26 protein-coding genes and 1 tRNA gene are annotated in these 24,938 nt (G+C 72.7%); 16 read left to right on the forward strand and 11 right to left on the reverse strand.

What is annotated here, in order from left to right; translation table 11 throughout:
* The first annotated feature begins 84 nt into the window (after positions 1-84).
* The 3 genes from ACF1BN_RS26595 to ACF1BN_RS26605 all read left to right on the forward strand — a co-directional run bounded on the left by ACF1BN_RS26595 (position 85) and on the right by ACF1BN_RS26605 (position 1,639).
* A complete protein-coding gene (locus ACF1BN_RS26595) occupies positions 85-537 on the forward strand; it encodes a helix-turn-helix domain-containing protein (protein ID WP_392334115.1) in 453 nt (150 codons plus the stop codon).
* A gap of 29 nt (positions 538-566) precedes the next feature.
* Positions 567-1,196 carry a hypothetical protein gene (locus ACF1BN_RS26600; RefSeq protein WP_392334116.1) on the forward strand — a complete coding sequence of 210 codons (630 nt, stop codon included), beginning with the start codon at positions 567-569 and terminating at the stop codon, positions 1,194-1,196.
* A 95-nt stretch (positions 1,197-1,291) separates the two neighbouring features.
* Complete coding sequence (locus ACF1BN_RS26605) at positions 1,292-1,639, forward strand: DUF2516 family protein (protein ID WP_392334191.1); 348 nt, start codon at positions 1,292-1,294, stop codon at positions 1,637-1,639.
* Between the two features lie 71 nt (positions 1,640-1,710).
* On the opposite strand, the gene ACF1BN_RS26610 is transcribed toward ACF1BN_RS26605, so the two are convergent.
* The 3 genes from ACF1BN_RS26610 to ACF1BN_RS26620 form a co-directional block, all read right to left on the reverse strand.
* On the reverse strand, positions 1,711-2,994 hold the full coding sequence (locus ACF1BN_RS26610) for a PP2C family protein-serine/threonine phosphatase (protein ID WP_392334117.1): 1,284 nt from the start codon (positions 2,992-2,994) through the stop codon (positions 1,711-1,713).
* Between the two features lie 415 nt (positions 2,995-3,409).
* Positions 3,410-4,468 carry a C40 family peptidase gene (locus ACF1BN_RS26615; protein ID WP_392334118.1) on the reverse strand — a complete coding sequence of 353 codons (1,059 nt, stop codon included), beginning with the start codon at positions 4,466-4,468 and terminating at the stop codon, positions 3,410-3,412.
* A 353-nt stretch (positions 4,469-4,821) separates the two neighbouring features.
* Positions 4,822-5,625 (reverse strand): class I SAM-dependent methyltransferase, encoded by an 804-nt coding sequence (locus ACF1BN_RS26620; RefSeq protein ID WP_392334119.1) that lies wholly within the window; start codon positions 5,623-5,625, stop codon positions 4,822-4,824.
* A 178-nt stretch (positions 5,626-5,803) separates the two neighbouring features.
* On the opposite strand from ACF1BN_RS26620, the gene mshA reads away from it, so the two are divergent.
* Together mshA and ACF1BN_RS26630 are read left to right on the forward strand one after the other, a co-directional pair.
* On the forward strand, positions 5,804-7,174 hold the full coding sequence (gene mshA, locus ACF1BN_RS26625; RefSeq protein WP_392334120.1) for a D-inositol-3-phosphate glycosyltransferase: 1,371 nt from the start codon (positions 5,804-5,806) through the stop codon (positions 7,172-7,174).
* Positions 7,167-7,733, forward strand: a complete 567-nt coding sequence (locus tag ACF1BN_RS26630) for a YbjN domain-containing protein (protein ID WP_392334121.1) — start codon at positions 7,167-7,169, stop codon at positions 7,731-7,733. The genes mshA and ACF1BN_RS26630 overlap by 8 nt, the downstream gene beginning before the upstream one ends.
* Here ACF1BN_RS26630 and ACF1BN_RS26635 read toward each other — a convergent pair.
* Positions 7,645-9,027 (reverse strand): MDR family MFS transporter, encoded by a 1,383-nt coding sequence (locus ACF1BN_RS26635; protein ID WP_392334122.1) that lies wholly within the window; start codon positions 9,025-9,027, stop codon positions 7,645-7,647. The two genes, ACF1BN_RS26630 and ACF1BN_RS26635, sit on opposite strands and share 89 nt — an antisense overlap.
* 125 nt (positions 9,028-9,152) lie before the next feature.
* Between ACF1BN_RS26635 and ACF1BN_RS26640 the strand changes: the two genes are divergently transcribed.
* Entirely contained in the window at positions 9,153-9,911 is a 759-nt protein-coding gene (locus tag ACF1BN_RS26640) for a phosphoglyceromutase (protein ID WP_392334123.1), read from the forward strand.
* 78 nt (positions 9,912-9,989) lie between these two features.
* On the opposite strand, the gene ACF1BN_RS26645 is transcribed toward ACF1BN_RS26640, so the two are convergent.
* Entirely contained in the window at positions 9,990-10,523 is a 534-nt protein-coding gene (locus ACF1BN_RS26645) for a hypothetical protein (RefSeq protein WP_392334124.1), read from the reverse strand.
* Positions 10,524-10,679: 156 nt separating this feature from the next.
* Here ACF1BN_RS26645 and ACF1BN_RS26650 point away from each other — a divergent pair, with 156 nt between their 5' ends.
* The gene (locus ACF1BN_RS26650) at positions 10,680-11,147 is read left to right on the forward strand and encodes a GNAT family N-acetyltransferase (RefSeq protein ID WP_392334125.1); all 468 of its coding nucleotides are present in this window, start codon (positions 10,680-10,682) and stop codon (positions 11,145-11,147) included.
* Between the two features lie 46 nt (positions 11,148-11,193).
* Here the strand turns inward: ACF1BN_RS26650 and ACF1BN_RS26655 are convergent, their stop codons facing one another.
* Positions 11,194-11,346 (reverse strand): hypothetical protein, encoded by a 153-nt coding sequence (locus ACF1BN_RS26655; RefSeq protein ID WP_392334126.1) that lies wholly within the window; start codon positions 11,344-11,346, stop codon positions 11,194-11,196.
* A gap of 136 nt (positions 11,347-11,482) precedes the next feature.
* The gene (phoU, locus tag ACF1BN_RS26660) at positions 11,483-12,163 is read right to left on the reverse strand and encodes a phosphate signaling complex protein PhoU (protein WP_030750464.1); all 681 of its coding nucleotides are present in this window, start codon (positions 12,161-12,163) and stop codon (positions 11,483-11,485) included.
* A gap of 266 nt (positions 12,164-12,429) precedes the next feature.
* Here phoU and ACF1BN_RS26665 point away from each other — a divergent pair, with 266 nt between their 5' ends.
* A complete protein-coding gene (locus ACF1BN_RS26665; RefSeq protein ID WP_351102995.1) occupies positions 12,430-13,659 on the forward strand; it encodes an ATP-binding protein in 1,230 nt (409 codons plus the stop codon).
* Positions 13,656-14,336, forward strand: coding sequence for a response regulator transcription factor (locus ACF1BN_RS26670; RefSeq protein ID WP_189853754.1), 681 nt, complete (start codon positions 13,656-13,658; stop codon positions 14,334-14,336). The genes ACF1BN_RS26665 and ACF1BN_RS26670 overlap by 4 nt, the downstream gene beginning before the upstream one ends.
* A gap of 115 nt (positions 14,337-14,451) precedes the next feature.
* On the opposite strand, the gene ACF1BN_RS26675 is transcribed toward ACF1BN_RS26670, so the two are convergent.
* A complete protein-coding gene (locus ACF1BN_RS26675) occupies positions 14,452-15,093 on the reverse strand; it encodes a DUF461 domain-containing protein (RefSeq protein WP_392334127.1) in 642 nt (213 codons plus the stop codon).
* Positions 15,094-15,721: 628 nt separating this feature from the next.
* On the opposite strand from ACF1BN_RS26675, the gene ACF1BN_RS26680 reads away from it, so the two are divergent.
* The 6 genes from ACF1BN_RS26680 to ACF1BN_RS26705 all read left to right on the forward strand — a co-directional run bounded on the left by ACF1BN_RS26680 (position 15,722) and on the right by ACF1BN_RS26705 (position 21,954).
* Entirely contained in the window at positions 15,722-16,204 is a 483-nt protein-coding gene (locus ACF1BN_RS26680; protein ID WP_003953493.1) for a CarD family transcriptional regulator, read from the forward strand.
* Positions 16,205-16,482: 278 nt separating this feature from the next.
* Complete coding sequence (gene ispD, locus ACF1BN_RS26685) at positions 16,483-17,232, forward strand: 2-C-methyl-D-erythritol 4-phosphate cytidylyltransferase (RefSeq protein WP_392334128.1); 750 nt, start codon at positions 16,483-16,485, stop codon at positions 17,230-17,232.
* On the forward strand, positions 17,222-17,728 hold the full coding sequence (gene ispF, locus ACF1BN_RS26690) for a 2-C-methyl-D-erythritol 2,4-cyclodiphosphate synthase (protein ID WP_392334129.1): 507 nt from the start codon (positions 17,222-17,224) through the stop codon (positions 17,726-17,728). Before ispD ends, ispF begins: the two co-directional genes overlap by 11 nt.
* 73 nt (positions 17,729-17,801) lie before the next feature.
* Positions 17,802-19,199: a cysteine--tRNA ligase gene (cysS, locus tag ACF1BN_RS26695; protein ID WP_392334130.1), complete on the forward strand. Its 1,398-nt coding sequence runs from the start codon at positions 17,802-17,804 to the stop codon at positions 19,197-19,199.
* A gap of 90 nt (positions 19,200-19,289) precedes the next feature.
* Entirely contained in the window at positions 19,290-20,246 is a 957-nt protein-coding gene (gene rlmB / locus ACF1BN_RS26700; protein WP_392334131.1) for a 23S rRNA (guanosine(2251)-2'-O)-methyltransferase RlmB, read from the forward strand.
* A 118-nt stretch (positions 20,247-20,364) separates the two neighbouring features.
* On the forward strand, positions 20,365-21,954 hold the full coding sequence (locus tag ACF1BN_RS26705; RefSeq protein ID WP_392334132.1) for a DoxX family protein: 1,590 nt from the start codon (positions 20,365-20,367) through the stop codon (positions 21,952-21,954).
* A 105-nt stretch (positions 21,955-22,059) separates the two neighbouring features.
* Here ACF1BN_RS26705 and ACF1BN_RS26710 read toward each other — a convergent pair whose 3' ends face one another.
* From ACF1BN_RS26710 to ACF1BN_RS26720, 3 genes are all read right to left on the reverse strand, one after another.
* Positions 22,060-22,776, reverse strand: a complete 717-nt coding sequence (locus ACF1BN_RS26710; RefSeq protein ID WP_392334133.1) for an NDP-sugar synthase — start codon at positions 22,774-22,776, stop codon at positions 22,060-22,062.
* A 46-nt stretch (positions 22,777-22,822) separates the two neighbouring features.
* The gene (locus ACF1BN_RS26715) at positions 22,823-23,239 is read right to left on the reverse strand and encodes a hypothetical protein (RefSeq protein ID WP_392334134.1); all 417 of its coding nucleotides are present in this window, start codon (positions 23,237-23,239) and stop codon (positions 22,823-22,825) included.
* 211 nt (positions 23,240-23,450) lie between these two features.
* Entirely contained in the window at positions 23,451-24,548 is a 1,098-nt protein-coding gene (locus tag ACF1BN_RS26720; RefSeq protein WP_388867327.1) for an ABC transporter ATP-binding protein, read from the reverse strand.
* A 252-nt stretch (positions 24,549-24,800) separates the two neighbouring features.
* Between ACF1BN_RS26720 and ACF1BN_RS26725 the strand changes: the two genes are divergently transcribed.
* Positions 24,801-24,875: transfer RNA gene (locus ACF1BN_RS26725), tRNA-Thr, on the forward strand.
* Positions 24,876-24,938: the final 63 nt, after the last annotated feature.

Raw genomic sequence — 24,938 nt, forward strand, 5'->3', positions numbered from 1 at the left:
TCACGGTACCGGCGCCCCGCCTCCGCGAACACTCCAGCAAGCAGTTGCTTGCAATAGTTAGCAAGCGGTGGCAGGGTACGCACCATGGCATCGCTCAACGTCGGCAATCTCGGCAGCCTCGGCGAGTACCTGCGCGAGCAGCGGCGCACCGCGCAGCTCTCGCTCCGGCAGCTCGCCGAGGCGGCCGGGGTGTCGAACCCGTACCTGAGCCAGATCGAGCGCGGGCTGCGCAAGCCCAGCGCCGAGGTGCTCCAGCAGGTCGCCAAGGCCCTGCGGATCTCGGCCGAGACGCTCTACGTGCGGGCCGGGATCCTCGACGAGAGGGAGCGGGACGAGCTGGAGACGCGTGCCGTCATCCTGGCCGATCCCTCGATCAGCGAGCGGCAGAAGCAGGTGCTGCTCCAGATCTACGACTCCTTCCGCAAGGAGAACGCGGCGGAGAGCGCGACGGAGAACGTCGCCGGGAACGCCGCCGAGAACGCCGCGGCGAGGGTGGCGGAGAGCGCCGCCCCCGATGCCACGCCGCCTTCGAGCTAGACCGTACGCCCACCGGGAGGACCACCAGCATGGCCATCATCGACGAACTGCGTACCCCCCTCTACTTCGCCGCCGGCACCGCCGAGCTCGCCGTGCAGCAGGCCCGGAAGGTGCCCGGCCTGATCGAGCAGCTCGCCGCGGAGGCGCCCGGCCGGATCGAGGCCGTCCGGAACACCGACCCCAAGGCCGTGCAGGAGAAGGTGACCGACCGGGCCAAGGAGGCCCAGGCCGTCGTCCAGGCGAAGGTCGCCGAGGTCGTCGGGGTGCTCGACACCGACTTCAAGAAGCTCGGCGAGACCGCGCAGGACCTGGCCCTGCGGGGCGTCGGCGTGGCCGCCGAGTACGCGGTCAAGGCGCGCGAGAAGTACGAGGAGGTCGCCGCCCGCGGTGAGGAGAGCGTCCGCGCCTGGCGCGGCGAGACGGCGGACACGATCACCGAGATCGCGGTCGTGGTCGAGCCGGAGCCGGCGGACGGGCCGTCGGAGACGGCCGCCGCGGCCGAGCCCTCCGCCGCGTCCGAGGCCCCCGCGGCCCCTGAGGTGTCCGAGGCCGTCGCCGAGGAGCCGGTGGCCAAGAAGGCGCCCGCCCGCAAGCCCGCCGCCCGCAAGGCCCCCGCCAAGAAGCCGGCCGCCGCGGCCGCCTCCGCCGAGGCCGAATAGCGGACCCGGGCACGATTTCTGGGGCCGGACGCGTTGGAACGGGTACGTTGACCGCGAGGCGTACGTACCCCATGACCCCCTAGGCGGTGTTCAGCATGCTGATGGACCGGTTCGACAACACCCTCACCCTGCTGATGTTCCTGGTCTTCACCGGCTTCGCGATCGCCTCGTTCGTCATCGCGGCGATGGTCCGTGAGGACGCCTACCGGGCCGCGGACAAGCAGACGAAGAAGTTCTGGCTGATCCTCCTCGGGGTCAACCTCGCCCTGAACCTCTTCCTGCCCGGCCTGCTCTTCCTCCTGATCGCCGGCCTGATCGCCGCGATCGTCTTCATGGTGGACGTGCGGCCCGCCCTCAAGCAGGTGATGGGCGGCGGCGGTGGCGGCCGGCGCGGCGGTTCCAGCAGCGACGGACCGTACGGCCCCTACAACGGCGGCCGGTAGGCGCGACCGGCGGCGGGGCACGTACGGCGTGCGCCGAGACGTCGGCGGGTACGGCGGCCGGGGCCCGGGGACTATCCCCGGGCCCCGCCCCGTTCCAGGGCGAGCAGCGCCACGTCGTCCGTCAGCTCGCCGCCGTTCAGCGCCCGGGCCTCGGCCATCGCCGCCTCCAGGAGCGCCTCGCCGTGCAGACCGCCGGCCAGCTGCCGGTTGATCACCCCGACCATGCCGTCCTGTCCGAGCCGCGGCGACCCGGGGCCCGCCGTCCGGCCCTCGATCAGGCCGTCGGTGTAGAGCAGCAGGCTCCACGCCCCGCCCAGCTCGACCTGTCGGCGCGGCCAGCGGGCGCGCGGCAGCAGGCCCAGGGCGGGGCCCCCGTCCTCGTACGGCAGGAGCCGTGCCGTCCCGCCCCGGTGGGAGACCAGCGGGGCCGGGTGCCCGGCCAGGCAGAGCCCGGCCCGGCGTCCGTCGGGCGCGATGTCGACCGTGCACAGCGTCGCGAAGATCTCCTCGCTCTCCCGCTCGTGCTCCAGGACCTGCTGGAGCGTGGAGAGCAGCTCGTCCCCGCAGAGTCCGGCGAAGGTCAGGGCGCGCCAGGCGATCCGCAGCTCGACGCCGAGGGCGGCCTCGTCCGGGCCGTGGCCGCAGACGTCGCCGATCATGGCGTGGACGGTGCCGTCCGGGGTGCGGACGACGTCGTAGAAGTCGCCGCCGAGCAGCGCGCGGGACCGGCCGGGCCGGTAGCTCGCCGCGAAGGCCAGGTCGGAGCCCTCCAGGAGCGGGGTGGGCAGCAGGCCGCGCTCCAGGCGGGCGTTCTCCTGGGCGCGCAGCCGGGACTCGGCGAGCTTCACCTTGGCGGCGTCGTTGCGCTTGCGTTCGACCGCGTACCGGATGGCGCGGCTCAGCAGCCGGCCGTCCAGCTCCTCGCGGAAGAGGTGGTCCTGGGCCCCGACCCGGACCGCCTCCGCGGCCAGTTCGGGGTCGGTCGAGGGGGCCAGGGCGAGGACGGCGTGCCGGGGCGCGAGGCGCAGGATGTGCCGCAGTCCGGCGAGCGGGTCCTCGCCGGACGTGCCGCGGGGCGCGGGCAGCGAGAGGTCGACGAGCACGCAGTGCACGTCGTCGGTGAGGAGCCGCTCGGCCTCGGTGAGGTTGCGGGCGGTACGGATGCGGATCCGGATGCCGGAGGCGCCGGCCGCGTCGAGCAGCTCGGGTACGGCGAGGGCACCCGCCGGGTCGTCCTCGACGACCAGGAGGGTGAGGTCGGTGCGGTCGCGGTCGGCCGTCGCGGGGGCTTCCGCGGTGGCCGGTGTTCCTGTTCCTGTGCCTGTTCCTGTGTCTGTCACAGCGGTGGCGTCCATGGCGGTGGTCTCGCCTTGCCCCGCAGCAGAGACGATTCTCTGGCGCGGTACGGATACGGGCATCGGTTCGGGTTTCCTTCCCTCCCCCGAGGGTGCGCCGGGCGCCGGGTGGCGTCCCGCCCGTCCGGGACCATAGCGGCAGTGCGGCGCGCAGCGGAATGGCGATCACTCCGCGGGCGGCCCGGCACGCGTTGGCATATGCCGCGGAAGGGGAGGTAGTTGCGCCCCGAGCAGGCGCGGGCGGGCTCCGGACCCATGAGAAAGGTCACTCGGGGCGATCTGTCAGGTCGGGCGCGGGCGTCCGATGGGTGGACGCGGGGGCGCCGGGCGGGGGACGCCGGGCGGGGGCGCGCGGCCGGGCCGTCATGACGGCGTCGCCGGGCGGGGCCCCGGCCGCGCGGGGGCGGCCGGGCGGTCAGGACGGGCGGACGATGCCGAGGATCTCCATCGAGCCGGCGCCCGCGACGGTGACGTTCCGCCCGGGGCGGGGCGCGTGGACCATCTTCCCGTCGCCGATGTACATGCCGATGTGGCTGGCGTCCTGGAAGTAGACGATCAGGTCACCGGGGCGCATGTCCTTCGGCTGCACGCGGGGGAGGAGCCGCCACTGCTCCTGGGAGGTGCGCGGGATCGGCTTGCCCGCGGCCCCCCAGGCGGACTGGGTCAGCCCGGAGCAGTCGAAGGAGTCGGGGCCCTCGGCGCCCCACACGTACGGCTTGCCGACCTGGGCGAGGGCGGACCGGATCGCCTTGCCGCTCTCCGGGGTGGCCTCGGGGGAGAGTTCGGCGAGGATGCCGGAGCCGAGCCACTTCGACTGGGCCCGCTGCCGGGCCAGTTCCTCCAGCCGGCGCAGCCGCTCGCGCTCCTCGGCGGCGAGTTCGCTCTCCAGCTTCTTCGCGGCGGCGATCTTGCCGTTGATCTCCTTCTTCGCCTCGGCCTGCCGGACGCGGTCGGCCTCCAGCGTGGTCCAGTGGTCGCCGGCCTCGCTCGCGTAGGTGTCCAGCTCGGCCTGGGCGCGGGAGAGTTCGCCGATGAGGTCGGTGGTGGCCTTGGCGCCCTCGCGGAGCCGGCCTGCGGTGTCGAGGAAGAGCTGGGGGTCTCCGGCGAGGGCGAACTGGGCCCCGTCGGGGAGGCCGCCGTTGCGGTACTGGGCGCGGGCGGTGGCGCCGGCCTGGGCCTTGAGGGTGTCGATCCGCTTGCGGCCGCCCTCGATCATGCGGGCGAGCCGGACGATCTCGGCGGACTGCTTCTCGGTGCGCTCCTCGGCGAGGTTGTACGCGTCGGTGGCGGAGGCCGCCTGCCGGTAGAGCCGGTCGATCTCCGTACGGACCTGTTCGAGGGTCTTCTTCGGCGGGGGCGGCGGCAGCGGGGCGGCGGCGGCCTGGAGGGTGAGCGCCGGGGTGGCCAGCAGGGCCAGGGCGCAGGCCACGGTGACCGCGGCGGCGGCGTACGGACGTCGGCGTCGTCGGTTCACTGGATCCCCCTCATGACCGGGTGCCCCCTCGGCCACTTTCTGATTTACCGTCAGTAACTTGTGTGGTCCTGGCGATAGTGCCACGCGGAACGGGAAAACGACAGGTACCCCGTCAGAGTGACGGTCGGTGAGCGGGTGACGTTCCCCTCCGGGGGTCGCGCGGGAGGAATGTGGTGCGCCGGTGGCCCCCAGGACACCCGGGAGACACCGGGGCGTCCGGGGCGATCGGGGCGCCGGGGGTGTCCGGCGGGCCGGGGGTGTCCGGAAGGTCGCGCGGGCTCAGCCGCGGTCCGGGGTGTCCGGCGGGCCGGGCGGGCTCAGCCGCCCGGGCCGCCCGGAAGGCCGCGCGGGGCTCAGCCGCCGCCCGGGGCCAGCGCCTCCCAGCGGAGCGTCACCTCGCCCTGCCGCCACCGCTTCGGGCCGTCCACGACCGGCCACTCCCCGGCCAGGTCGCGGACCGAGCGGATCCACCGCTGCCGGGCCCCCAGGGAGGCGTACGGCGCGGCCGCCGCCCAGGCCCGGTCGAAGTCCCGCAGGAAAGCGTGGACCGGTTCGCCCGGCACGTTGCGGTGGATCAGCGCCTTCGGCAGGCGCTCGGCGAGGTCGGAGGGGCGGTCGAGGGAGCCGAGCCGGGTCGCGAGGGTGACCGTGCGCGGCCCGCTCCGGTCCAGCGCCACCCACACGTGCCGGCGCCCGATCTCGTCGCAGGTCCCCTCGACCAGCAGCCCGCCGGGCGCGAGCCGCCCGCACAGCCGCTCCCACACGGCCGCGACCTGCTCCTCGTCGTACTGGCGCAGCACGTTCGCGGCCCGGATCAGCGCGGGCGCGCCCGGCACCGGCACCTCGAAGCCGCCGTGCGCGAAGAACAGCCCCTGGTGCCGCTCCTCGTACGGCTTCGCCGCCTCGACCCGCGCGGGCTCGATCTCGATCCCGTACAGCAGGGTCCGCGGCTCGGCGGTGCGCAGCCGGGCGAGCAGTTCCACGGCGGTCCAGGGCGCGGCCCCGTAACCGAGGTCGACGGCGACGGGCGGCTCGGGGGAGCGGCGCAGGGCGGGGCCGTGGACGGCGGCGATCCAGCGGTCCATGCGGCGCAGCCGGTTCGGGTTGGTGGTCCCGCGGGTCGGGGTGCCGACGGGGCGGGTGGTGCGCGGGGCCATGGGAGGAAGGATACGGAGCGGGAGGGCGAGGAGGCCCCCGCGTAATGAATTGGCAAAGCGCCGGGGGCGGAGGAAATGAAAGGAACCGTTCCGGTGTTGTGCGGGGCGGAGGACGTGTACCGCGCCCTCCGCCTGTCATGTCCGCACGCCAGGCCCCTCTCGCGGAAGGACCGCCGCAGTGAGCCAGTACGTGTCCCGGTTCGCCGGCACCCGGCACCGGCACCCGGCAGCCCCGTCCCGGCTGTGGCTGCCGGGCCGCCCCCGGACCCCGCGCCGGGTGGCCATGCTCTCCGTGCACACCTCCCCGCTCCACCAGCCGGGCACCGGCGACGCGGGCGGCATGAACGTCTACATCGTGGAGCTCGCCAAGCGGCTCGCCGCGATCGACATCGAGGTCGAGATCTTCACCCGGGCCACCACCGGCGGCCTCGACCCCGTGGTCGAGCTGGCGCCCGGCGTCCTGGTGCGGCACGTGGACGCCGGCCCGTACGAGGGGCTGGCCAAGGAGGAGCTGCCGGCCCAGCTCTGCGCCTTCACGCACGGCGTCATGCAGGCGTGGGCGGGCCACCGCCCCGGCCACTACGACCTGGTCCACTCGCACTACTGGCTCTCCGGCCACGTCGGCTGGCTCGCCGCCGAGCGGTGGGGCGTCCCGCTCGTCCACGCCATGCACACCATGGCCAAGGTCAAGAACGCCTCGCTCGCCGAGGGCGACACCCCCGAGCCCGCCGCCCGGGTCATCGGCGAGACGCAGATCGTCGCCGCCGCCGACCGGCTGATCGCCAACACCACCGAGGAGGCCGACGAGCTGGCCCGCTTCTACGAGGCGGATCCCGGCAAGATCGCGGTCGTCCACCCGGGGGTCAACCTCGACCGGTTCCGGCCCGCCGACGGCCGGGCCGCCGCACGCGCCCGCCTCGGACTGCCCCGGGACGCCTTCGTCCCCGTCTTCGCCGGCCGCATCCAGCCGCTGAAGGCCCCGGACATCCTGCTGCGCGCCGCCGCCCTGATGGTCGACCGCGATCCCTCGCTGCGCTCCCGCATGGTGGTGCCGGTGGTCGGCGGACCCAGCGGCAGCGGCCTCGCGAAGCCGGAACAGCTGCAGAAGCTCGCGGCCAGGCTGGGCGTCGCGGATCTGGTGCGCTTCCACCCGCCGGTGGGCCAGGAGCGGCTCGCGGACTGGTTCCGGGCCGCGTCGGTCCTCGTCATGCCCTCGTACAGCGAGTCCTTCGGGCTGGTCGCGATCGAGGCGCAGGCGGCCGGCACACCGGTCGTGGCGGCCTCGGTGGGCGGCCTGCCCGTCGCCGTGCGGGACGGGCGGACCGGCTTCCTGGTGCAGGGGCACGACCCCGCGGACTACGCGCGCGTGCTGGAGCGCTTCGCCGCCGACCCGGAGCTCACCGCCCGGATGGGCGAGGCCGCCGCCCGGCACGCCGGGTCCTTCGGCTGGGACACGGCCGCCTCGGCCACCGCCGACGTGTACACGGCCGCCATGCACGACCACAGGCAGCGGGCGCACCACCGTCGCGTACGCTCCCACCATGGCTGACGCTCAGGACGCTCAGGACGCACGGCGGATCGTCGAGGGCACGCTCGACGAGGCGGAGCTGGAGTGGGAGAGCCCCGAACCGGGCTCGTACGTGGTCAAGCTCCCCGGCGTCCGCAAGCTGTCCACGACGCTGTCGCTGCGGCTCGGCCGCCACTCCCTCTCGCTCAACGCCTTCGTCGTCCGCCACCCCGACGAGAACGAGGCCGGCGTCCACCGCTGGCTCCTCGAACGGAACCTCAGGCTGTACGGGGTGGGCTACGCGATCGACCCGCTCGGCGACATCTACCTCGCCGGCAAGCTCCCGCTGGCCGCCGTCACGCCGGAGGAGCTGGACCGGCTGCTCGGCTCGGTCCTGGAAGCGGCGGACGGCGACTTCAACACGCTGCTCGAACTCGGCTTCGCGTCGGCCATCCGGCGGGAGTACGCCTGGCGGGTCTCCCGCGGGGAGTCGACGCGCAACCTCGACGCCTTCAGGAGCCTGACGCGGGAGACGACGCCGCCGACGGCGCCGCAGCGGGAGACGGCACGGGAGCGGGAGACGGCACCGGAGCGGGACTGACGGCCTTCTCCACGGCCCCTTCCCCCTCGGCCTCCAGCGCCTCCACCGCGGGGTCCGCGACCGGGGCGACCACCGGCTCCTCCTCGCGCAGCGCCTTGCGGAGCCGGAGGGCGTAGCCGACGGCGGCGACGACGCCGAGGGCGAAGGTCCCGGCCCACAGCACGTTCGAACCGGGTCCGTCCACGACCGCGCCGGCCATCACCGGGGCGACGAAGCCGGCCACCGCCCACGACATGCCCATCACGCCCTGGTAGCGCCCGCGGGCGTGCTCCGGGGCGAGCCGCGCGGTGGCGGCGGCGTTCGTCGGCACGTGGACCATCTCGCCGATCGTCCACACGATGACGGTCGCCGCGAAGGCCACGGACGAACCGGCCAGCGCCGTCGCGCCGGTGCCGACGGCGAAGAGCAGCGAGGAGACGGTCAGCAGGACGACCGGCGAGCGCCGCTCGGTCACCTTGTTCACCAGCAGCTGGAAGCCGACGATCACGATGCCGTTGACCGCGATCACCATGCCGTACGAGGACGGCGGCAGGCCCTGCTCGGCCATGGTCAGCGGCAGTCCGATCCAGGGCGCGGTGAAGACCACGCAGACCAGCAGGTTGAGCAGGACGAGGGTGCGGAACGGCGCGTCGCGCAGCACGTCGAGCATCGACACCCGCTCCTCGGCCGCCTTCTCCCCGGCCGCGGCCACGACCCGCTCGGGGCGGGTCTCCGGCAGCCGCAGGAAGACGATGACCGCGCACAGGGTGGTGGCGACGGCGTCGACGAGGAAGAGGGTGCGGTAGCCGAGGAAGGCGGCGGCGCCGCCGGCGATCGAGGCGACGGCGAAGCCCAGGTTCAGGGCCCAGTAGTTGAGGGCGTACGCCCGGCGGACGTCGTCGGCGGGGACCATGTCCGCGATCGTCGCGTTGATGGAGGGACGGACCGCCTGCATGGAGACGCCCATCAGCAGCACGACCAGGGCCACGCCCCAGGCGCTGGTGACGAAGGCGAGCGCGCCGGCGCAGGCGGCGGACGCCAGGTGCATCGTGACCATCGTGGGCCGGCGTCCCCACCGGTCCGTCAGCACGCCGCCGAGCGGGGATCCGGCGACGCCGCCGAGACCGTGCAGGGCGACGACCAGACCGGCGAACCACGCGGAGTGCCCGAGCTCCGTCGTCAGGTAGAGGGAGAGGAAGGTCAGGACGAAGGCCCCGGTGCGGTTGACCAAGGTCGACAGCCAGAGCCACCAGAAGCCCTGCGGGAGGCCGGAGACGGTGGCGCGTGCCGATCGTCTGAGAGAAGCGATGGACATATGAGGCAGTGTCTCCGGTCTTGTAAGTCCCTCCGATGGCTCTCGAAACTTACGCATCTCGGCTGGCGGACGCCAGCGAATTGACGACGCGCGTCAATCGTCAGTGGTCCATTAGGCTCGTACGCATGGCCGACGCACCGTACAAGCTGATCCTCCTCCGCCACGGCGAGAGCGAGTGGAACGAGAAGAATCTGTTCACCGGATGGGTGGACGTGAACCTCACCGCGAAGGGTGAGAAGGAGGCGACGCGCGGCGGCGAGCTGCTCAAGGACGCCGGCCTGCTCCCCGACGTCCTGCACACCTCCCTCCAGAAGCGCGCCATCCGCACCGCCCAGCTCGCGCTGGAGTCCGCGGACCGCCACTGGATCCCGGTCCACCGCTCCTGGCGCCTGAACGAGCGTCACTACGGCGCCCTCCAGGGCAAGGACAAGGCGCAGACCCTCGCCGAGTTCGGCGAGGAGCAGTTCATGCTGTGGCGCCGCTCGTACGACACCCCGCCGCCGAAGCTCGCCGACGACGCCGAGTACTCGCAGGCCGGCGACGCCCGCTACGCGACGATCCCGCCGGAGCTGCGCCCGCAGACCGAGTGCCTCAAGGACGTCGTCGAGCGCATGCTCCCGTACTGGTACGACGGCATCGTCCCGGACCTCCTCGCCGGCCGCACGGTCCTGGTCGCCGCCCATGGCAACAGCCTCCGCGCCCTGGTGAAGCACCTCGACGGCATCTCCGACGCCGACATCGCGGGCCTCAACATCCCCACCGGCATCCCGCTCGCCTACGAGCTGGACGAGAACTTCAAGCCCCTCAACCCCGGCGGCACCTACCTCGACCCGGAGGCCGCCGCGGCCGCCATCGAGGCCGTCAAGAACCAGGGCAAGAAGTAGCCTTCGCGCCCGTCGGGCCCGTACGGCCCGAAGGAGCCCCCCGTCCGCGGATCACCGCGGGCGGGGGGCTCCTTCGCGTCAGTGCTCCTCGCGGCCGCCCGCGGCCTCGTCGCAGGCGAGGTCGCGGAAGTCGTCGAGGGAGGTCGTGCGGATCTCGTCGTCCACGGTGTAGCGCACCTGGCCCGGCCTCAGGCGGGCCAGGTCCTCCGGGGTGAACTCGACGGCCACCGTGGACCAGGAGTCGTCCGAGGTCCAGCCGTACAGCCGGTACGCCCGGCCCTTCTCCAGCCGGGTCGCCTCCTGCTCCGCCGTCCACCGCTCGGCCGTCGGCGCGCCCGCCGTCGGCAGCAGCGGCCAGCTGGTGAAGCCGGTGACGCGTCCCTCGTGCCGCCAGGCGCCCGTGGTCTCCTCGGACTCCGGCGGCCGGCCGCCCGGATGGAGCGTCGCCCCGTCCACGTGGTCGTGGCACATGAGGAGGACGCCGAGCGGGGTGCCGTCCTCCGCCACCGAGACGCCCGTCAGTCCGGCCGGCGGCACCGAGCAGCCCGTGAGCAGCAGCGCGGCGGTACCGGCCGCTGCCGCTGTCAGGAGGATCGCTCGCGCGGAGGGCATGGCCGCAATTCTGTCGGGCGGAGCGGCCGATGCCCAGGGGTGACCGACGGTAATCCGAGGTGAAAGGGGTTCGCGGGGGGCGGAGGAGGTCCGAGGGGGGCGGCGGGGGCGGAAAAGGGGACGCCGCGGGCGGTGCCGCTCGCTACCGTCCCGCGCATGACACGATCACCGCGCCTGGAGCCGGTCACCCCGGCCACCGTGGACGCCGCTCTCGCCCTGCGCGTCCACCCCCATCAGGAGAAGAACGTCTCGCCCGTCGTGAAGTCGCTGGCCGAGGCGTACGCGTACGGCGAGACCGCCTGGCCCCGCCTGATCCTCGACGGCGACCGGCTCGTCGGCTTCGTCATGGCCTTCCTCGACATCGCCTGGCGCGAGGAGGAGGACCCGTCGGACCGGCGCAGCGGGCTGTGGCGGCTGAACATCTCCGCCGACGCGCAGGGCGCGGGATACGGCCGCTTCGCGGTCGACGCGGTCGCCGAGGAGCTGCGCCGGCGCGGGGCCCGGCGGATGTACGTGACCTGGGAGCCCGGCGAGGACGGGCCCGGGGAGTTCTACCGTCGGCTCGGATTCCGCACCACCGGCGAGGAGAGCGGCGGCCAGACCGTCGGCGTCCTCGACCTGTGACGGCCGGGGCGGGGGAGGGGCCCGCCGGGACCCTCCCCCGCTCTCGTCAGCCGGAGCAGCCGCCGCACTGGCACGGCGCCCCCGCCTGGCAGCCGCAGCCGCAGCCGGGGCCGCAGCCGCAGGCGCCCAGGAGGGGCAGCGGCGACCGCTCGCGCGGGGCCTCCGCGGCGGAGTCGGTCGTGATGGGGGAATCGGCCATGGGGGTCCCTCCCTCGCGGGACGCGGTTCGTCCCTCGTCCCCCATTCCATGCCCCGCCGGACCGGCGCATCAACGGCGCACGGTAGCCCCGCGCGCCTGTGCGCCCCCCGAGTGCCCCACCGGGCCCGCGTACGCCCTACGCGCCCTCGACCGGCGTGTCCGTCGGCTGGAGCTCGTCCGCGTGCTCGCCCGTCACCAGATAGACGACCCGCTTCGCCACCGACACCGCGTGGTCGGCGAACCGCTCGTAGTACCGGCCCAGCAGCGTCACGTCCACGGCCGTCTCGATGCCGTGCTTCCACCGGTCGTCCATCAGGTGCTGGAAGAGCGCCCGGTGCAGCAGGTCCATCTCGTCGTCGTCCTGCTCCAGCTGCATCGCCAGGTCGACGTCCTTGGTGATGATGACCTCGGCGGCCTTCGCCATCAGGCGCTGCGCGAGCTGGCCCATCTGGAGGATGGTCGCGTGCAGGTCGTTGGGGACGGCGCGGTCCGGGAAGCGCAGCCGGGTCAGCTTGGCCACGTGCTGTGCCAGGTCGCCCGAGCGCTCCAGGTCGGCGCTCATCCGCAGCGAGGTGACCACGATCCGCAGGTCCGTCGCCACCGGCTGCTGGCGCGCGAGCAGCGCTATCGCCCGCGCCTCCAGGTCGTGCTGGAGGTCGTCGACCTTCTGGTCCGCGGCGATCACGCTCTCCGCGAGCTTCAGGTCCGCGTCGAGCATCGCCGTGGTGGCGCGCCCGATCGCCGATCCGACCAGCCGGGCCATCTCGACCAGGCCCTCGCCGATCGAATCAAGTTCCTCGTGGTACGCGTCCCGCATGGATGTCCCTCTCTCCGGCAGTGCTCTCTTCATCGGGTGGTCGCTCAGGACCCCACGCTCCCACGTTCGGCCCCCTGTGCGTCCGGCTCCATCCCCTCACGTGAACCGCCATGGACCTGAAGGTGAACTCTGGGCGACGCAGGGGGCGGTGCCCCTCGGGACAAATGAACCGGCCCCGTCCCCAGGGTGAACTCTGAGCGACGAGTGTTCGAGCAGCCACTCGGACGGCTGGGAGAGTGTCCGTGACCACGCATAACCTGGATGGCATGGACGTGAACGCGGCGGTCGCCGCATTGGCCGCGATCGCCGGCGTGTGCACCGGCGTGATCGCCATGCTGGCGTTCCGCTGGAGCGAACGCGACCAGGCGCGACCCACCCGTACCTCCCTGCACACCGACGCCGTGCTGCCGCCCGGCGTCGACACCGTGCTCTCCGTGCTGCGCTCCTCCGCGGTCGTGCTCGACGAGAGCGACTCCGTGGTGAAGGCGAGCTCGGCGGCGTACGCCCTCGGGCTCGTCCGCGGCGGGAAGCTGGCCGTGGAGCCGATGCTCAACATGGCCCGCGACACCCGCAGGGACGGGGAGATACGCCAGGTCGAGCTGGACCTGCCCCGGCGCGGCGGCGGCCGCGGCGAGGCCCTCGCGGTCTCCGCGCGGGTCGCCCCGCTCGGCTCGCGGCTCGTCCTGCTCCTGGTCGAGGACCTGACGGAGGCGCGCCGCATCGAAGCCGTACGGCGCGACTTCGTCGCGAACGTGAGCCACGAGCTGAAGACCCCGGTCGGGGCGCTCTCCCTGCTCTCCGAGGCCGTCATGGACGCCTCGGACGACCCCGAGGCCGTCATGCGCTTCGCGGGCCGGATGCAGATCGAGGCGACCCGGCTGACCAACCTGGTCCAGGAGCTCATCGACCTCTCGCGGGTGCAGAACGACGATCCGCTGGAGGACTCCGAGCCGGTGTCCGTGGACGAGCTGGTCGCCGAGGCGATCGACCGCTCGCGGCACCCGGCCTCCACCAAGCAGATCACCATGGCGTCCGGAGGCTCCGCCGACCTGTTCGTCTGGGGCAGCCGGGGCCAGCTCGCCGCCGCCCTCGGCAATCTGGTCGAGAACGCCGTCAACTACTCGCCGGCCCGGACCCGCGTGGGCATCGCCGCCCGCCGTGTCGCGGCCCCCGGCGGGGACCTCATCGAGATAGCCGTGACCGACCAGGGCATCGGCATCCCGGAGAAGGACCGCGAGCGGATCTTCGAGCGCTTCTACCGCGTCGACCCGGCACGCTCGCGTGCCACCGGCGGTACGGGGCTCGGGCTCGCGATCGTCAAGCACGTGGCCGCCTCGCACGGCGGAGAGGTCACGGTGTGGAGCACCGAGGGTCAGGGCTCCACCTTCACCCTGCGGCTGCCCGAGGCGGGCTCCGCGAGGGACCGCCGGACCCCCGCCTCCCTCACCCCCGATCTCATGACCGAACCGCTTCCTGCACCGGAGGTCCTTCCGTGACCCGAGTCCTTGTCGTCGAGGATGAGGAATCCTTCAGCGACGCCCTGTCGTACATGCTCCGCAAAGAAGGCTTCGAGGTCGCCGTGGCGGCGACCGGCCCCGACGGACTCGACGAGTTCGAGCGCAACGGAGCGGACCTCGTCCTCCTCGACCTGATGCTGCCCGGCCTGCCCGGCACGGAGGTCTGCCGGCAGCTGCGCGGCCGCTCCAACGTCCCGGTCATCATGGTGACCGCGAAGGACAGCGAGATCGACAAGGTCGTCGGGCTGGAGATAGGAGCCGACGACTACGTGACGAAGCCCTTCTCCTCCCGCGAGCTGGTCGCCCGCATCCGCGCGGTGCTCCGGCGCCGCGGCGAGCCGGAGGAGGTCACCCCGGCGGCGCTGGAGGCCGGTCCGGTCCGCATGGACGTCGACCGGCACGTGGTGACGGTCGCCGGCGGCAAGATCGACCTCCCCCTGAAGGAGTTCGACCTCCTGGAGATGCTGCTCCGCAACGCGGGCCGCGTCCTCACCCGCATGCAGCTCATCGACCGCGTCTGGGGCGCCGACTACGTCGGCGACACCAAGACCCTCGACGTCCACGTCAAGCGCCTCCGCGCCAAGATCGAGCCCGACCCCGGCGCCCCGCGCTATCTGGTGACGGTCCGGGGCCTGGGCTACAAGTTCGAGCCGTAGGATCCCGGGGCCCCGCCCGCGCGCGGGGTTTCGGGGCGTGCAGCGCAGGGCCGTGTACGCGAGAGGGGCGCCCCCGACCGGGGGCGCCCCTCTCCGCGTGTGTACGAGCGTGGGCTCAGTGGCCCGTGCCGGCCTCGCCGTCCTCGGCGCCGTGCTCGCCTTCCTCGCCACCGTGCTCGGCGCCGTGCTCACCGGCGTCGGCCGAGGCGTCGGCGGACGGGGTGGCGGACGGCGGGAGCGGGATCTCGGTCGGGCCGAAGTCCTTGAAGTAGCTCGTCGACGGGACGACGAAGGCCTCCAGGGAGACGTCACCGGTCTCGCTGAGCTTGAAGACGACCTTCTGCGCGTCGCCGTTCTTCGCGGCCTCGTGGCCGTTCTCGATGGTGGCGGAGGCGTTGCCCGCGCCGCCGATGACGACGGAGCCGCCGGCCGGGACCACGATCGGGCCGGTGCCCTGCGCGGCCTTGAGGACGACCGCCGCGTTGCTGCCGGGCAGCGCGATCGACTGGAGCGTCTGCGGCGCGCGCCCGTTGTTGAAGACGGTGGCCGAGACGACCGCCGGGCCCTTGGCGCCGGGGGTCGGCTGGGTGATGACGAGCGCGTTCTGGATCTTGACGTCGTCCACCGTGACGGCGGCGTTGTCCGGCTTGACGCCGAGCGTCTGGGCGTCGTTGCCCGCCCCGCAGGCGGACAGCGCGGCGATCGAGAACACGACGGCGGTGGCGGCGAGAGCGCCGCGTCGAAGGCTGCGGCTCACGGCGGCGGCAACTCCTAGGACGTACGGACGGGAGAGGTACCGGAGCGGTACCAGGGGTACTAAGGACCAGCTAAAGGTGCGTCAGCGCGCTTAGGTTACCGAGCCGCACTCTCCGTCCCGCACCCGACCCGCCCCTAAGCGCCCCGCGCCGCACGCGCGGTCCCGCGAGGACGGCCGGTCGCGCGCCCCGGCCGTGGCCGGAACACATCCCATTGGCCCCGCGTTCACATAACCGACGTGATCAATTCCGGCGGCCGCGTCGCATTCCGCATCGCTTCCCTTACGGAAAAGCACGGACGGGTCGCCCGCTGATCAATTCCGGATTCTCGGCGCGATCCCTCCGTACGGGTGGTCGATCCTCGAACGGAGTATGTGAAGGAGGCCACTCGGGGTCGTACGAAACGGGACATACTGCACTCTCCGGGGGTCTCCGGATGTGTGTGACGTGCGCGTTTCTCTCCGTCGACGTAGCCCCTCCGACCTGCGAATACCGCCTTCCGCAAGGCCTCTGCAGCATGTGGGCGACGCACTTGTCAAGCCCCGAGATATGCCCTGACCTGCGGAAACGCCATTCAGAAGAACCAGTTTCCGTGTTACCCTGGATAGCCACGGAAGGGGTACCTGTCACATGACGTTCAAGGTTGGCGACACCGTGGTCTATCCCCATCACGGGGCCGCGCTGATCGAGGCCATTGAAACTCGCCAGATCAAGGGTGTGGACAAGACCTACTTGGTGCTCAAGGTCGCGCAGGGCGACCTGACGGTTCGCGTGCCGGCGGACAACGCGGAGTTCGTAGGCGTGCGCGACGTTGTCGGGCAGGACGGGCTCGACCGGGTCTTCGAGGTGCTGCGCGCGCCGTACGCCGAGGAGCCGACGAACTGGTCCCGCCGCTACAAGGCGAACCTCGAGAAGCTCGCCTCCGGCGATGTCATCAAGGTCGCCGAAGTGGTCCGCGACCTCTGGCGCCGCGAGCGCGAGCGTGGTCTCTCCGCAGGTGAGAAGCGCATGCTCGCCAAGGCTCGGCAGATCCTGGTGAGCGAGCTGGCGCTCGCGGAGAACACCAACGAGGACAAGGCCGAGGCCCTCCTCGACGAGGTGCTCGCGTCCTGACGCCTGGCGCACACCATGCCCAGCAGTAGTAATGCCGCGGTGCCCGCCGACACGCTGTGAATCATCGATCCACACCATCGATTCCACAGCGCCGTCGCCGGGCACTGCGGCATGTTCGTCTCCTCTTTTCCCCTCCCCACGGAGCACGCGGCCCGCGGCTCCCGCACGGCGACGCCCCGACCGTCGTCACGGAAAGGGCCCGGTCGAGGCGTCGTATCGAAACCTGCTGACGCCATACCCACGTCGCCCGCGGAAACAAACCTGCCGGAGTGCAACCGATGTCTGACGAAGCGCGTCCCCACCGCACCGCAGCGGTGATCCCCGCCGCCGGGCGGGGCGTACGCCTCGGCCCGGGCGCCCCCAAGGCGCTGCGCGCGCTGAACGGCACGCCCATGCTCATCCACGCCGTCCGCGCCATGGCCGCCTCCCGCGCGGTCCAGCTCGTCGTCGTGGTCGCCCCCGCCGACGGCGTCACCGAGGTCAAGCACCTCCTCGACGCCCACGCCCTCCCCGAGCGCACGGACTACCTCGTCGTCGCCGGCGGCGACACCCGCCAGGAGTCCGTCCACCTCGGCCTCAAGGCGCTCCCCGCCGGCATCACCACGGTCCTCGTCCACGACGCGGCCCGCCCCCTCGTCCCCGTCGACACCGTCGACGCCGTGATCGAGGCGGTCCGGGACGGAGCCGTCGCCGTCGTCCCCGCGCTGCCCGTGGCCGACACCGTCAAGGAGGTCGAACCGGCCGGGACCCCCGGCGACCCGGAGCAGGTCGTCGCCACCCCGATCCGCGCCCGGCTCCGCGCCGTCCAGACCCCCCAGGGCTTCGACCACGACACCCTGGTCGACGCCCACGCCACCATCGCCCTCGCCGGCGAGGGCGCCACCGACGACGCCGGCATGGTCGAGCGGCTCGGCGCGCCCGTCGTCGTCGTGCCCGGCCACGAAGAGGCCTTCAAGGTGACCCGCCCCCTCGACCTCGTCCTCGCCGAGGCCGTACTCGCCCGCAGGAGGGCCAACGATGGCTTCTGAGCTCCCCGTGCTGCCCCGCACCGGAATCGGCACCGACGTCCACGCCTTCGAGAAGGGCCGCGAACTCTGGTGCGCCGGCCTCCTCTGGGAGGGCTCCGACAGCGACGGGTACGGCCTCGCCGGGCACTCCGACGGTGACGTCGCCGCCCACGCCGCCTGTGACGCGCTCTTCTCCGCCGCCGGCGTCGGCGACCTCGGCGCCCACTTCGGCACCTCCCGCCCCGAGTGGTCCGGCGCCTCCGGCGTCACCCTCCTCGCCGAGGCCGCCCGGATCGTCCGCGCCGAGGGGTACGAGATCGGCAACATCGCCGTCCAGGTCGTCGGCGTCCGCCCCAAGATCGGCAAGCGCCGCGACGAAGCCCAGAAGGCCCTGAGCGAAGCGGCCGGCGCCCCCGTCTCCGTCTCCGGCACCACCACCGACGGACTCGGCCTCACCGGCCGCGCCGAGGGCCTCGCCGCCCTGGCGACCGCGCTCGTCTACCCCGTCACCCGCTGACGCCCGGAAAATCGTGCCCCGCTCCCCGGAATCGGTCGCGGGGCACCACCGCTCGACCACTACCCTGGACCCCGTGACTATTCGCCTGTACGACACCAGCGCCCGGCAGATCCGTGACTTCACCCCGCTCACGCCGGGCTGCGTCTCGATCTACCTCTGTGGCGCCACCGTCCAGGCCGCCCCGCACATCGGACACATCCGGTCGGGGCTGAACTTCGACATCATGCGCCGCTGGTTCGCCCACCGCGGCTACGACGTCACCTTCGTCCGCAACGTCACCGACATCGACGACAAGATCATCGCCAAGGGCAGGGACCAGGACCGCGCCTGGTGGTCCATCGGCTACGAGAACGAGCGCGCCTTCAACGCCGGCTACGACGCCCTGGGCTGCCTCCCGCCCACGTACGAGCCCCGCGCCACCGGCCACGTGCCCGAGATGATCGAGATGATGCGCGGCCTCATCGAGCGCGGTCACGCCTACGAGGCCGCCGGCAGCGTCTACTTCGACGTCCGCTCCTTCCCCGGCTACCTGGAGCTCTCCAACCAGGACCTGGACGACCTCCGCCAGCCCGACGAGGGCGTCTCCGGCAAGCGCGACCCCCGCGACTTCGCCATGTGGAAGGCGACCAAGCCCGGCGAGCCGGACTGGGAGACCCCGTGGGGCCGCGGCCGCCCCGGCTGGCACCTGGAGTGCTCGGCCATGGCCCACAAGTACCTCGGCTCCGCCTTCGACATCCACGGCGGCGGACTCGACCTGATCTTCCCCCACCACGAGAACGAGATCGCCCAGGCGAAGGCCTTCGGCGACGAGTTCGCCCGCTACTGGGTCCACAACGCCTGGGTCACCATGAGCGGCGAGAAGATGTCGAAGTCCCTCGGCAACTCCGTCCTCGTCTCCGAGATGGTCAAGAACTGGCGTCCCATCGTCCTGCGCTACTACCTGGGCACCCCGCACTACCGCTCGATGATCGAGTACAGCGAGGAGTCCCTGCGCGAGGCCGAGGCCGCCTTCGGCCGCATCGAGGGCTTCGTCCAGCGCGCCACCGAGAAGGCCGGCCGGACCGTCCCGCCCGCCGCCGAGGTGCCCCCGGCCTTCGCCGAGGCCATGGACGACGACCTCGGCGTCCCGCACGCCCTGGCGATCATCCACACCACCGTCCGACAGGGCAACAGCGCGCTGGGCGCCGACGACAAGGACGAGGCCATCGCCCGCCTCGCCGAGGTCCGCGCCATGCTCGGCGTCCTCGGCCTGGACCCGCTCGACCCCCACTGGGCCGACGAGTCCGGCGGCGGCGAGGAGCTCCACGGCGTCGTCGACACCCTCGTCCGGCTCGTGCTCCAGCAGCGCGAGGCGGCCCGCGAGCGCAAGGACTGGGGCACCGCGGACGCCATCCGCGACCAGCTCACCCAGTCCGGACTGGTCATCGAGGACAGCCCCGACGGCCCCCGCTGGACCATCGCCAACCGATAGAACACCCCGATGATGTGCCGCCCGGAGCCCCGGGCGGCACACTTCACTTAACAAGCTTCCGCACGTACGCCAGAGGAACAGGTAGCAGTCATGGCCGGGAACAGCCAGCGCAGGGGACGTCGCACGTCCAACAAGAAGGGCGCGACGATCGGCAGCGGTGGCAAGCGACGCCGCGCCCTGGAGGGCAAGGGCCCGACGCCCAAGGCCGAGGACCGCAAGGGCCACAAGGCCTTCCGCGTCTCCAACGCGATGGCCAGGAACGCGGCCAAGCGCAAGCCCGTCGCCCGCCGCGGCGGCAAGGGCCAGTCCGAGATGGTCGTCGGCCGCAACCCCGTCTTCGAGGCGCTGCGCGACGGCGTGCCCGCCACCACCCTGTACGTGCAGCAGTTCATCGACAACGACGAGCGCGTGCGCGAGGCCCTCAACCTCGCCACCGGCCGCGGCAACATCAACATCATGGAGGCGCCGCGCCCCGAGCTGGACCGGATGACCAACGGCCTGAACCACCAGGGCCTCGTCCTCCAGGTCCCGCCGTACGAGTACGCGCACCCCGAGGACCTCGCCGCGGCCGCCTACGACGAGCACGAGGACCCGCTCATCGTCGCCCTCGACGGCGTCACCGACCCGCGCAACCTCGGCGCGATCGTCCGCTCCGTCTCCGCCTTCGGCGGGCACGGCGTCGTCGTCCCCGAGCGCCGCGCCGCCGGCATGACCGCCGGTGCCTGGAAGACCTCCGCCGGCACCGCCGCCCGCACCCCGGTGGCCCGCGCCACCAACCTGACCCGCTGCATCCAGGAGTACCAGAAGGCGGGCCTGACCGTCGTCGGCCTGGCCGCCGACGGCGAGGCCGAGGTGCACGAGCTGGAGGCCCTCGCGGGCCCGGTCGTCATCGTCGTCGGTTCCGAGGGCAAGGGCCTCTCCCGCCTCGTCGGCGAGACCTGCGACATCCTCGTCCGCATCCCGATGCCCGGTGGCGCCGAGTCCCTCAACGCGGGCGTCGCCGCCGGCGTCGTCCTCTACGAGGCCGCCCGCCGCCGCATGGTCTGACCCGCCTCCCCCGTACGGGCTGACCCGTACGGGGGACGCGTCCCGGCCGTGATCTTGACGGACCTCGGACATTCCGAACATGTCAAGGCAGTGTCCAAACCGCGCGTCACTCGGTTAGATGAGTGTGGACACCAGAACGCCCCGGCCGGGGTTCGACGACCAGCCCGCGCTGAGCATGGTCAAAGTGGATTCCGATCCCGCCCAGGTGATCGTGAACCACGCCAGCTTCCGTGTGCGGCTCGCGCCGGCCCAGCAGCCGAAGTTCGCCGCGAACCCCCGCGTGGCCGCCCTCTCCGGCGCCGCAGGCGCGGGGGCGCCGCGCCGCCGACCCGTCGTGTGGAGCGGAAAGGCCACGCCGGGCGCGACCGGACTCCTCCAGGCCGTGCGCGAGTCCTCGGGCCCCGCGGTCTCCACGCTGGAGCCGGCCACCCAGACCATCCCCCGCATCGACGACACGATGCCCACCCCCGTCGTCCCGGCCGAGGCCGTCGCGCCGATCCTCCCGCCCATGCGGCGGGCCGAGGGCGCCTACGACGACGTGTACGAGCGGCGGCCCGAGCCCGAGGCGTACGAGGAGGCCCGCCCCGCCTCCCAGCGCTCCGGCACCGACCCGGTCCGCCACGCCTACTACCCGGGCCGCCGGATGAACCTCGGCGTGGTGCTGCTGCCGCTCCGCGTCTTCCTCGGCTTCATCTCCATCTACGCCGGCATGGGCAAGCTCTGCGACCCCGTCTACTTCGACGGCGGCGAGCGCGGCTCCATGGTCAAGTGGCTCACCCAGCTCCACCCGTGGCCGCTCGCCGAGCCGCTGCGTGACTTCGCGCTCCAGCACCCCGTGGGCGCCGGGCTCACCGTCGCCTTCCTCCAGGTCGTCGTCGGCGTCCTCACCGTCCTCGGCCTCTGGCAGCGCGTCGCCGCCGTAGTCGGCGCCCTCCTGTCCGCCGCCCTGATCCTCACCGTGAGCTGGCGGACCGTCCCCGTCTACGACGCGCCCGACATCATCTACCTGGCCGCCTGGTCGCCGCTGATCATCGCCGGCGCCCCGGTCTACTCGCTCGACGGACGGATCGCCGGTGAGGCGTGGCGGACCCTCGGACCGCGCGCCGAACTGTGGGAGCTGCGCCGCCGGGTGATGCGCCGCTCGCTCCTCTTCGCCTCCGTCGTCGTCGGCCTCACCCTGCTGGTCGGCTCCGTCCTCGGCGGCGCCGTCCGCTCCACCGAGATGGTGACCGTCCCGGGCCCGAACGACGACCCGATCAACCACCTGCCCGGCCGGCCGCTCCCCTCGGAGACCGAGCGCCGCCGCACCCCGTCCGAGTCGCCGCGCGGCGAGCGGACCGAGCCCACCGCGCCGGCCACGACCGAGGCGCGCGAGGAGGAGGACGAGGAGACCCGGGAGGCGACCCAGGAGGCCGCCCGGCCGACCGAGACCGGCTCCGGCACCTCGTCCGCCCCCACCAGGGAGAGCAGCCGGCCGACCGCCACCGAGGGCACCGGCGGCACCGGCGGCCGTACGCCCGCGGAGTCCGAGCCGGCCCCGCCGCCGGCCACCAGCGACAGCCCCAGCGCCACCGGCACCGGCGGTTCCTCGTCCTCCTCCGGCGGCGGTTCGTCCACCGGCACCCCCAGCCAGGAGACGCCGACCGAGGAGGCCACCACCGGCGGCGGCGAGGCCCCGCGGAACCCGATCGGCGGCCTGCTGGGCTGAGCCCGGAGCCGTACCCGCAGGCCTCGCAGGTCCTCGTAGGCCCTCGTACGACAGAGGCGGCACCGTCCCAGGGAGGGGGGGGTGCCGCCTCTTCTCGTGCCTGCCTCAGAGCCCCTGCGAGGCGAGCTCCTTCGCGGCCTCCGTGAGGTCCTTCGCGGTGTCGATGGCCCGCCAGTACGCGCCCTGGGGCAGCGGGAAGCCGGCCAGGCGCCGCTCGCGGGCGAGACGCGGGAAGGTGGTCCGCTCGTGGTCGCCGAGGTCGGGCAGGAGCTCGGTGAAGGCGGGGGAGAAGACGTACACGCCGGCGTTGATGAGGAACGGCGACGGCGGCGCCTCGACGAAGTCGGTGATGTGGCCGAAGGTGTCCGTCTCCACGGCCCCCCACGGGATCCGGGGACGGGCCAGGGCCAGGGTGGCGGTGGCGTCCCGCTCGTCGTGGAAGGCGGCCATCTCGCGCAGCGAGAAGCGGGTCCAGATGTCGCCGTTGGTCGCGTACCAGGGCCGGTCCGGCGCGGGCAGGTGCGCGGCGGCGTACTTGAGGCCGCCGCCGCGGCCCAGCGGCTCGGACTCGACGACCGTGGTCACCTCGAGCGGGAGGTCCGCCTCCTCCAGCCACTCCTGGAGGACTTCGGCGAGGTGCCCGCAGGAGACGACGGCGTCGGTCACGCCCTCGGCGGCCAGCCAGGAAAGCTGATGGCCGATGATCGGGGTCCCGGTGCCCGGGATCTCGACCATCGGCTTGGGGCGGTCATCGGTGTAGGGGCGCAGCCGCGAGCCCTGGCCGCCCGCCAGGACCACGGCCTGCGTCGGAGTGGTGTGCATACGGGGAACGATAGGTGCCCCGCGGGCGCGGGCGCGGTGACGGCGCTCAGCCCGTCGCGCGCATCACGCCGGTCGCGTACGCGGTGTCGCAGACCGGCCGGGAGAAGGCCTGGGCGCGGGACGGGCCGTAGTGCTCGACGGCGGCGCGGCCGAGGGCGCGGGCGATCGACACGCAGTGCTCGGCGAGCGAGGGGCGGTTCTCCACCTCGCGCTGGAGGTGGGTGAGGGCGACGCCCGGGTCCTTCTCCTGGAGCTCGGCGAGGAGCCGGTCCCGCAGGACGTCGTGCGGGGCGCGGGACTTCGCGCGGGTGGAGACGTCCGCGGCGGACGCCGTCAGCATCTGGCCTTCGGCGTCCTGGCCGGCCCACGGGACGGCGGACACCGCGAGCGTTCCCGAGAGGACCAGGACGACGGGCAGGACGAGGGCGAGGGAGCGGCCGATTCGGCGGGCAGTGTGCGTCACACCGGCGAGCGTAGCGGGCGGTAGTGATATGGCGACATTTAGTCACTCTCGCGAGGGATGGTTCGACGCGCCTTTTCGAATCCCGTGTTGACGCGGGGCGGTGGGGAGGGCCCCGAATGCCGGGGTTTTCCGGGGTAAGCCCGTTTAAACGAACGACCCCGCATCCGCAAGGGATACGGGGCCGTTCGCCACCGGCCGTTTCAGGTCGGGGTCACTCGCTGATGCGGAGCTCCGTCGACTTGGAGAAGACGTGCAGCTCGCCGGCGCGCGGGACGACGTGCAGCGTGGAGCCCTTCGAGGGGATCTCGCGGCCGCCGACGCGGATGACGATGTCCTTGTCCTCGCCGCCGACGCGGGTGGAGCCGTAGACGAAGCCGTCGGAGCCGAGCTCCTCGACGACGTTGACGGTGACGGCGACGCCGTCCTTGCTCGTCGGGCCCGAGACGTCGAAGTGCTCCGGGCGGACGCCGACGACCACGGTGGTGTCGCCGTTGGCGGCGGCGGTGGCCAGCGCGTCACGGGAGACCGGGACGATGCTGTTGCCGAACTTCACGCCGCCCTCGGTGATCGGGACCTCGATCAGGTTCATGGCGGGGGAGCCGATGAAGCCGGCGACGAAGAGGTTCGCGGGGCGGTCGTACATGTTGCGCGGGGTGTCGACCTGCTGGAGCAGACCGTCCTTCAGCACGGCGACGCGGTCGCCCATGGTGAGGGCCTCGGTCTGGTCGTGGGTGACGTAGACCGTGGTGATGCCGAGGCGGCGCTGGAGGCCGGCGATCTGCGTACGGGTCGACACGCGGAGCTTGGCGTCGAGGTTCGACAGCGGCTCGTCCATGAGGAAGACCTGGGGCTCGCGCACGATCGCGCGGCCCATGGCGACACGCTGGCGCTGACCGCCGGAGAGCGCCTTCGGCTTGCGGTCCAGGTACTGGGTGAGGTCGAGGATCTTCGCGGCCTCTTCGACCTTGGCGCGGATCTCGCTCTTGTTGACGCCGGCGATCTTGAGGGCGAAGCCCATGTTGTCGGCGACGGTCATGTGCGGGTACAGCGCGTAGTTCTGGAACACCATGGCGATGTCCCGGTCCTTCGGCGGCAGGTGGGTGACGTCGCGGTCACCGATGCGGATGGCGCCCGCGTTCACGTCCTCCAGGCCGGCCAGCATGCGCAGCGAGGTCGACTTGCCGCAGCCGGAGGGGCCGACGAGGACGAGGAACTCGCCGTCGCCGATCTCGATGTCGAGCTGGTCGACCGAGGGGGTCTTGGCGCCGGGGTAGATCCGGGTCGCCTTGTCGAAGGTGACAGAAGCCATGGTGATAGATCCCTTCACCGGCAGGAACGTGCCGGACGATCCGAGTGGAAGGAAGGATGGGTCTAGTCCACCTGGGTGAACTGCGCTCGACGCTACCTTGGCGGTGTCGGGTCTGTCAGTAGTCGCAGACGAGGAGATTTCCGGGGACCCCCCGGGCGCGGCGGGCGACCGAGCGCGGGCGCCGGAAGTCCTTCGGGGTCGTTGGTGGCGCTGTGTAGAGTGGGGGCCACTCGCGCGTGAGAACGCGCGTGTGCCTCCTTAGCTCAGTCCGGCCAGAGCAACGCACTTGTAATGCGTAGGTCGTCGGTTCGAATCCGACAGGGGGCTCTGCCGATCTCGTGTCCCGGACCACTCTGGTCCGGGACACTTGTGCGTTACGGGGGCGTGTAC

This window comes from Streptomyces sp. NPDC014861, from assembly GCF_043081625.1.
Lineage (GTDB): Bacteria > Actinomycetota > Actinomycetes > Streptomycetales > Streptomycetaceae > Streptomyces.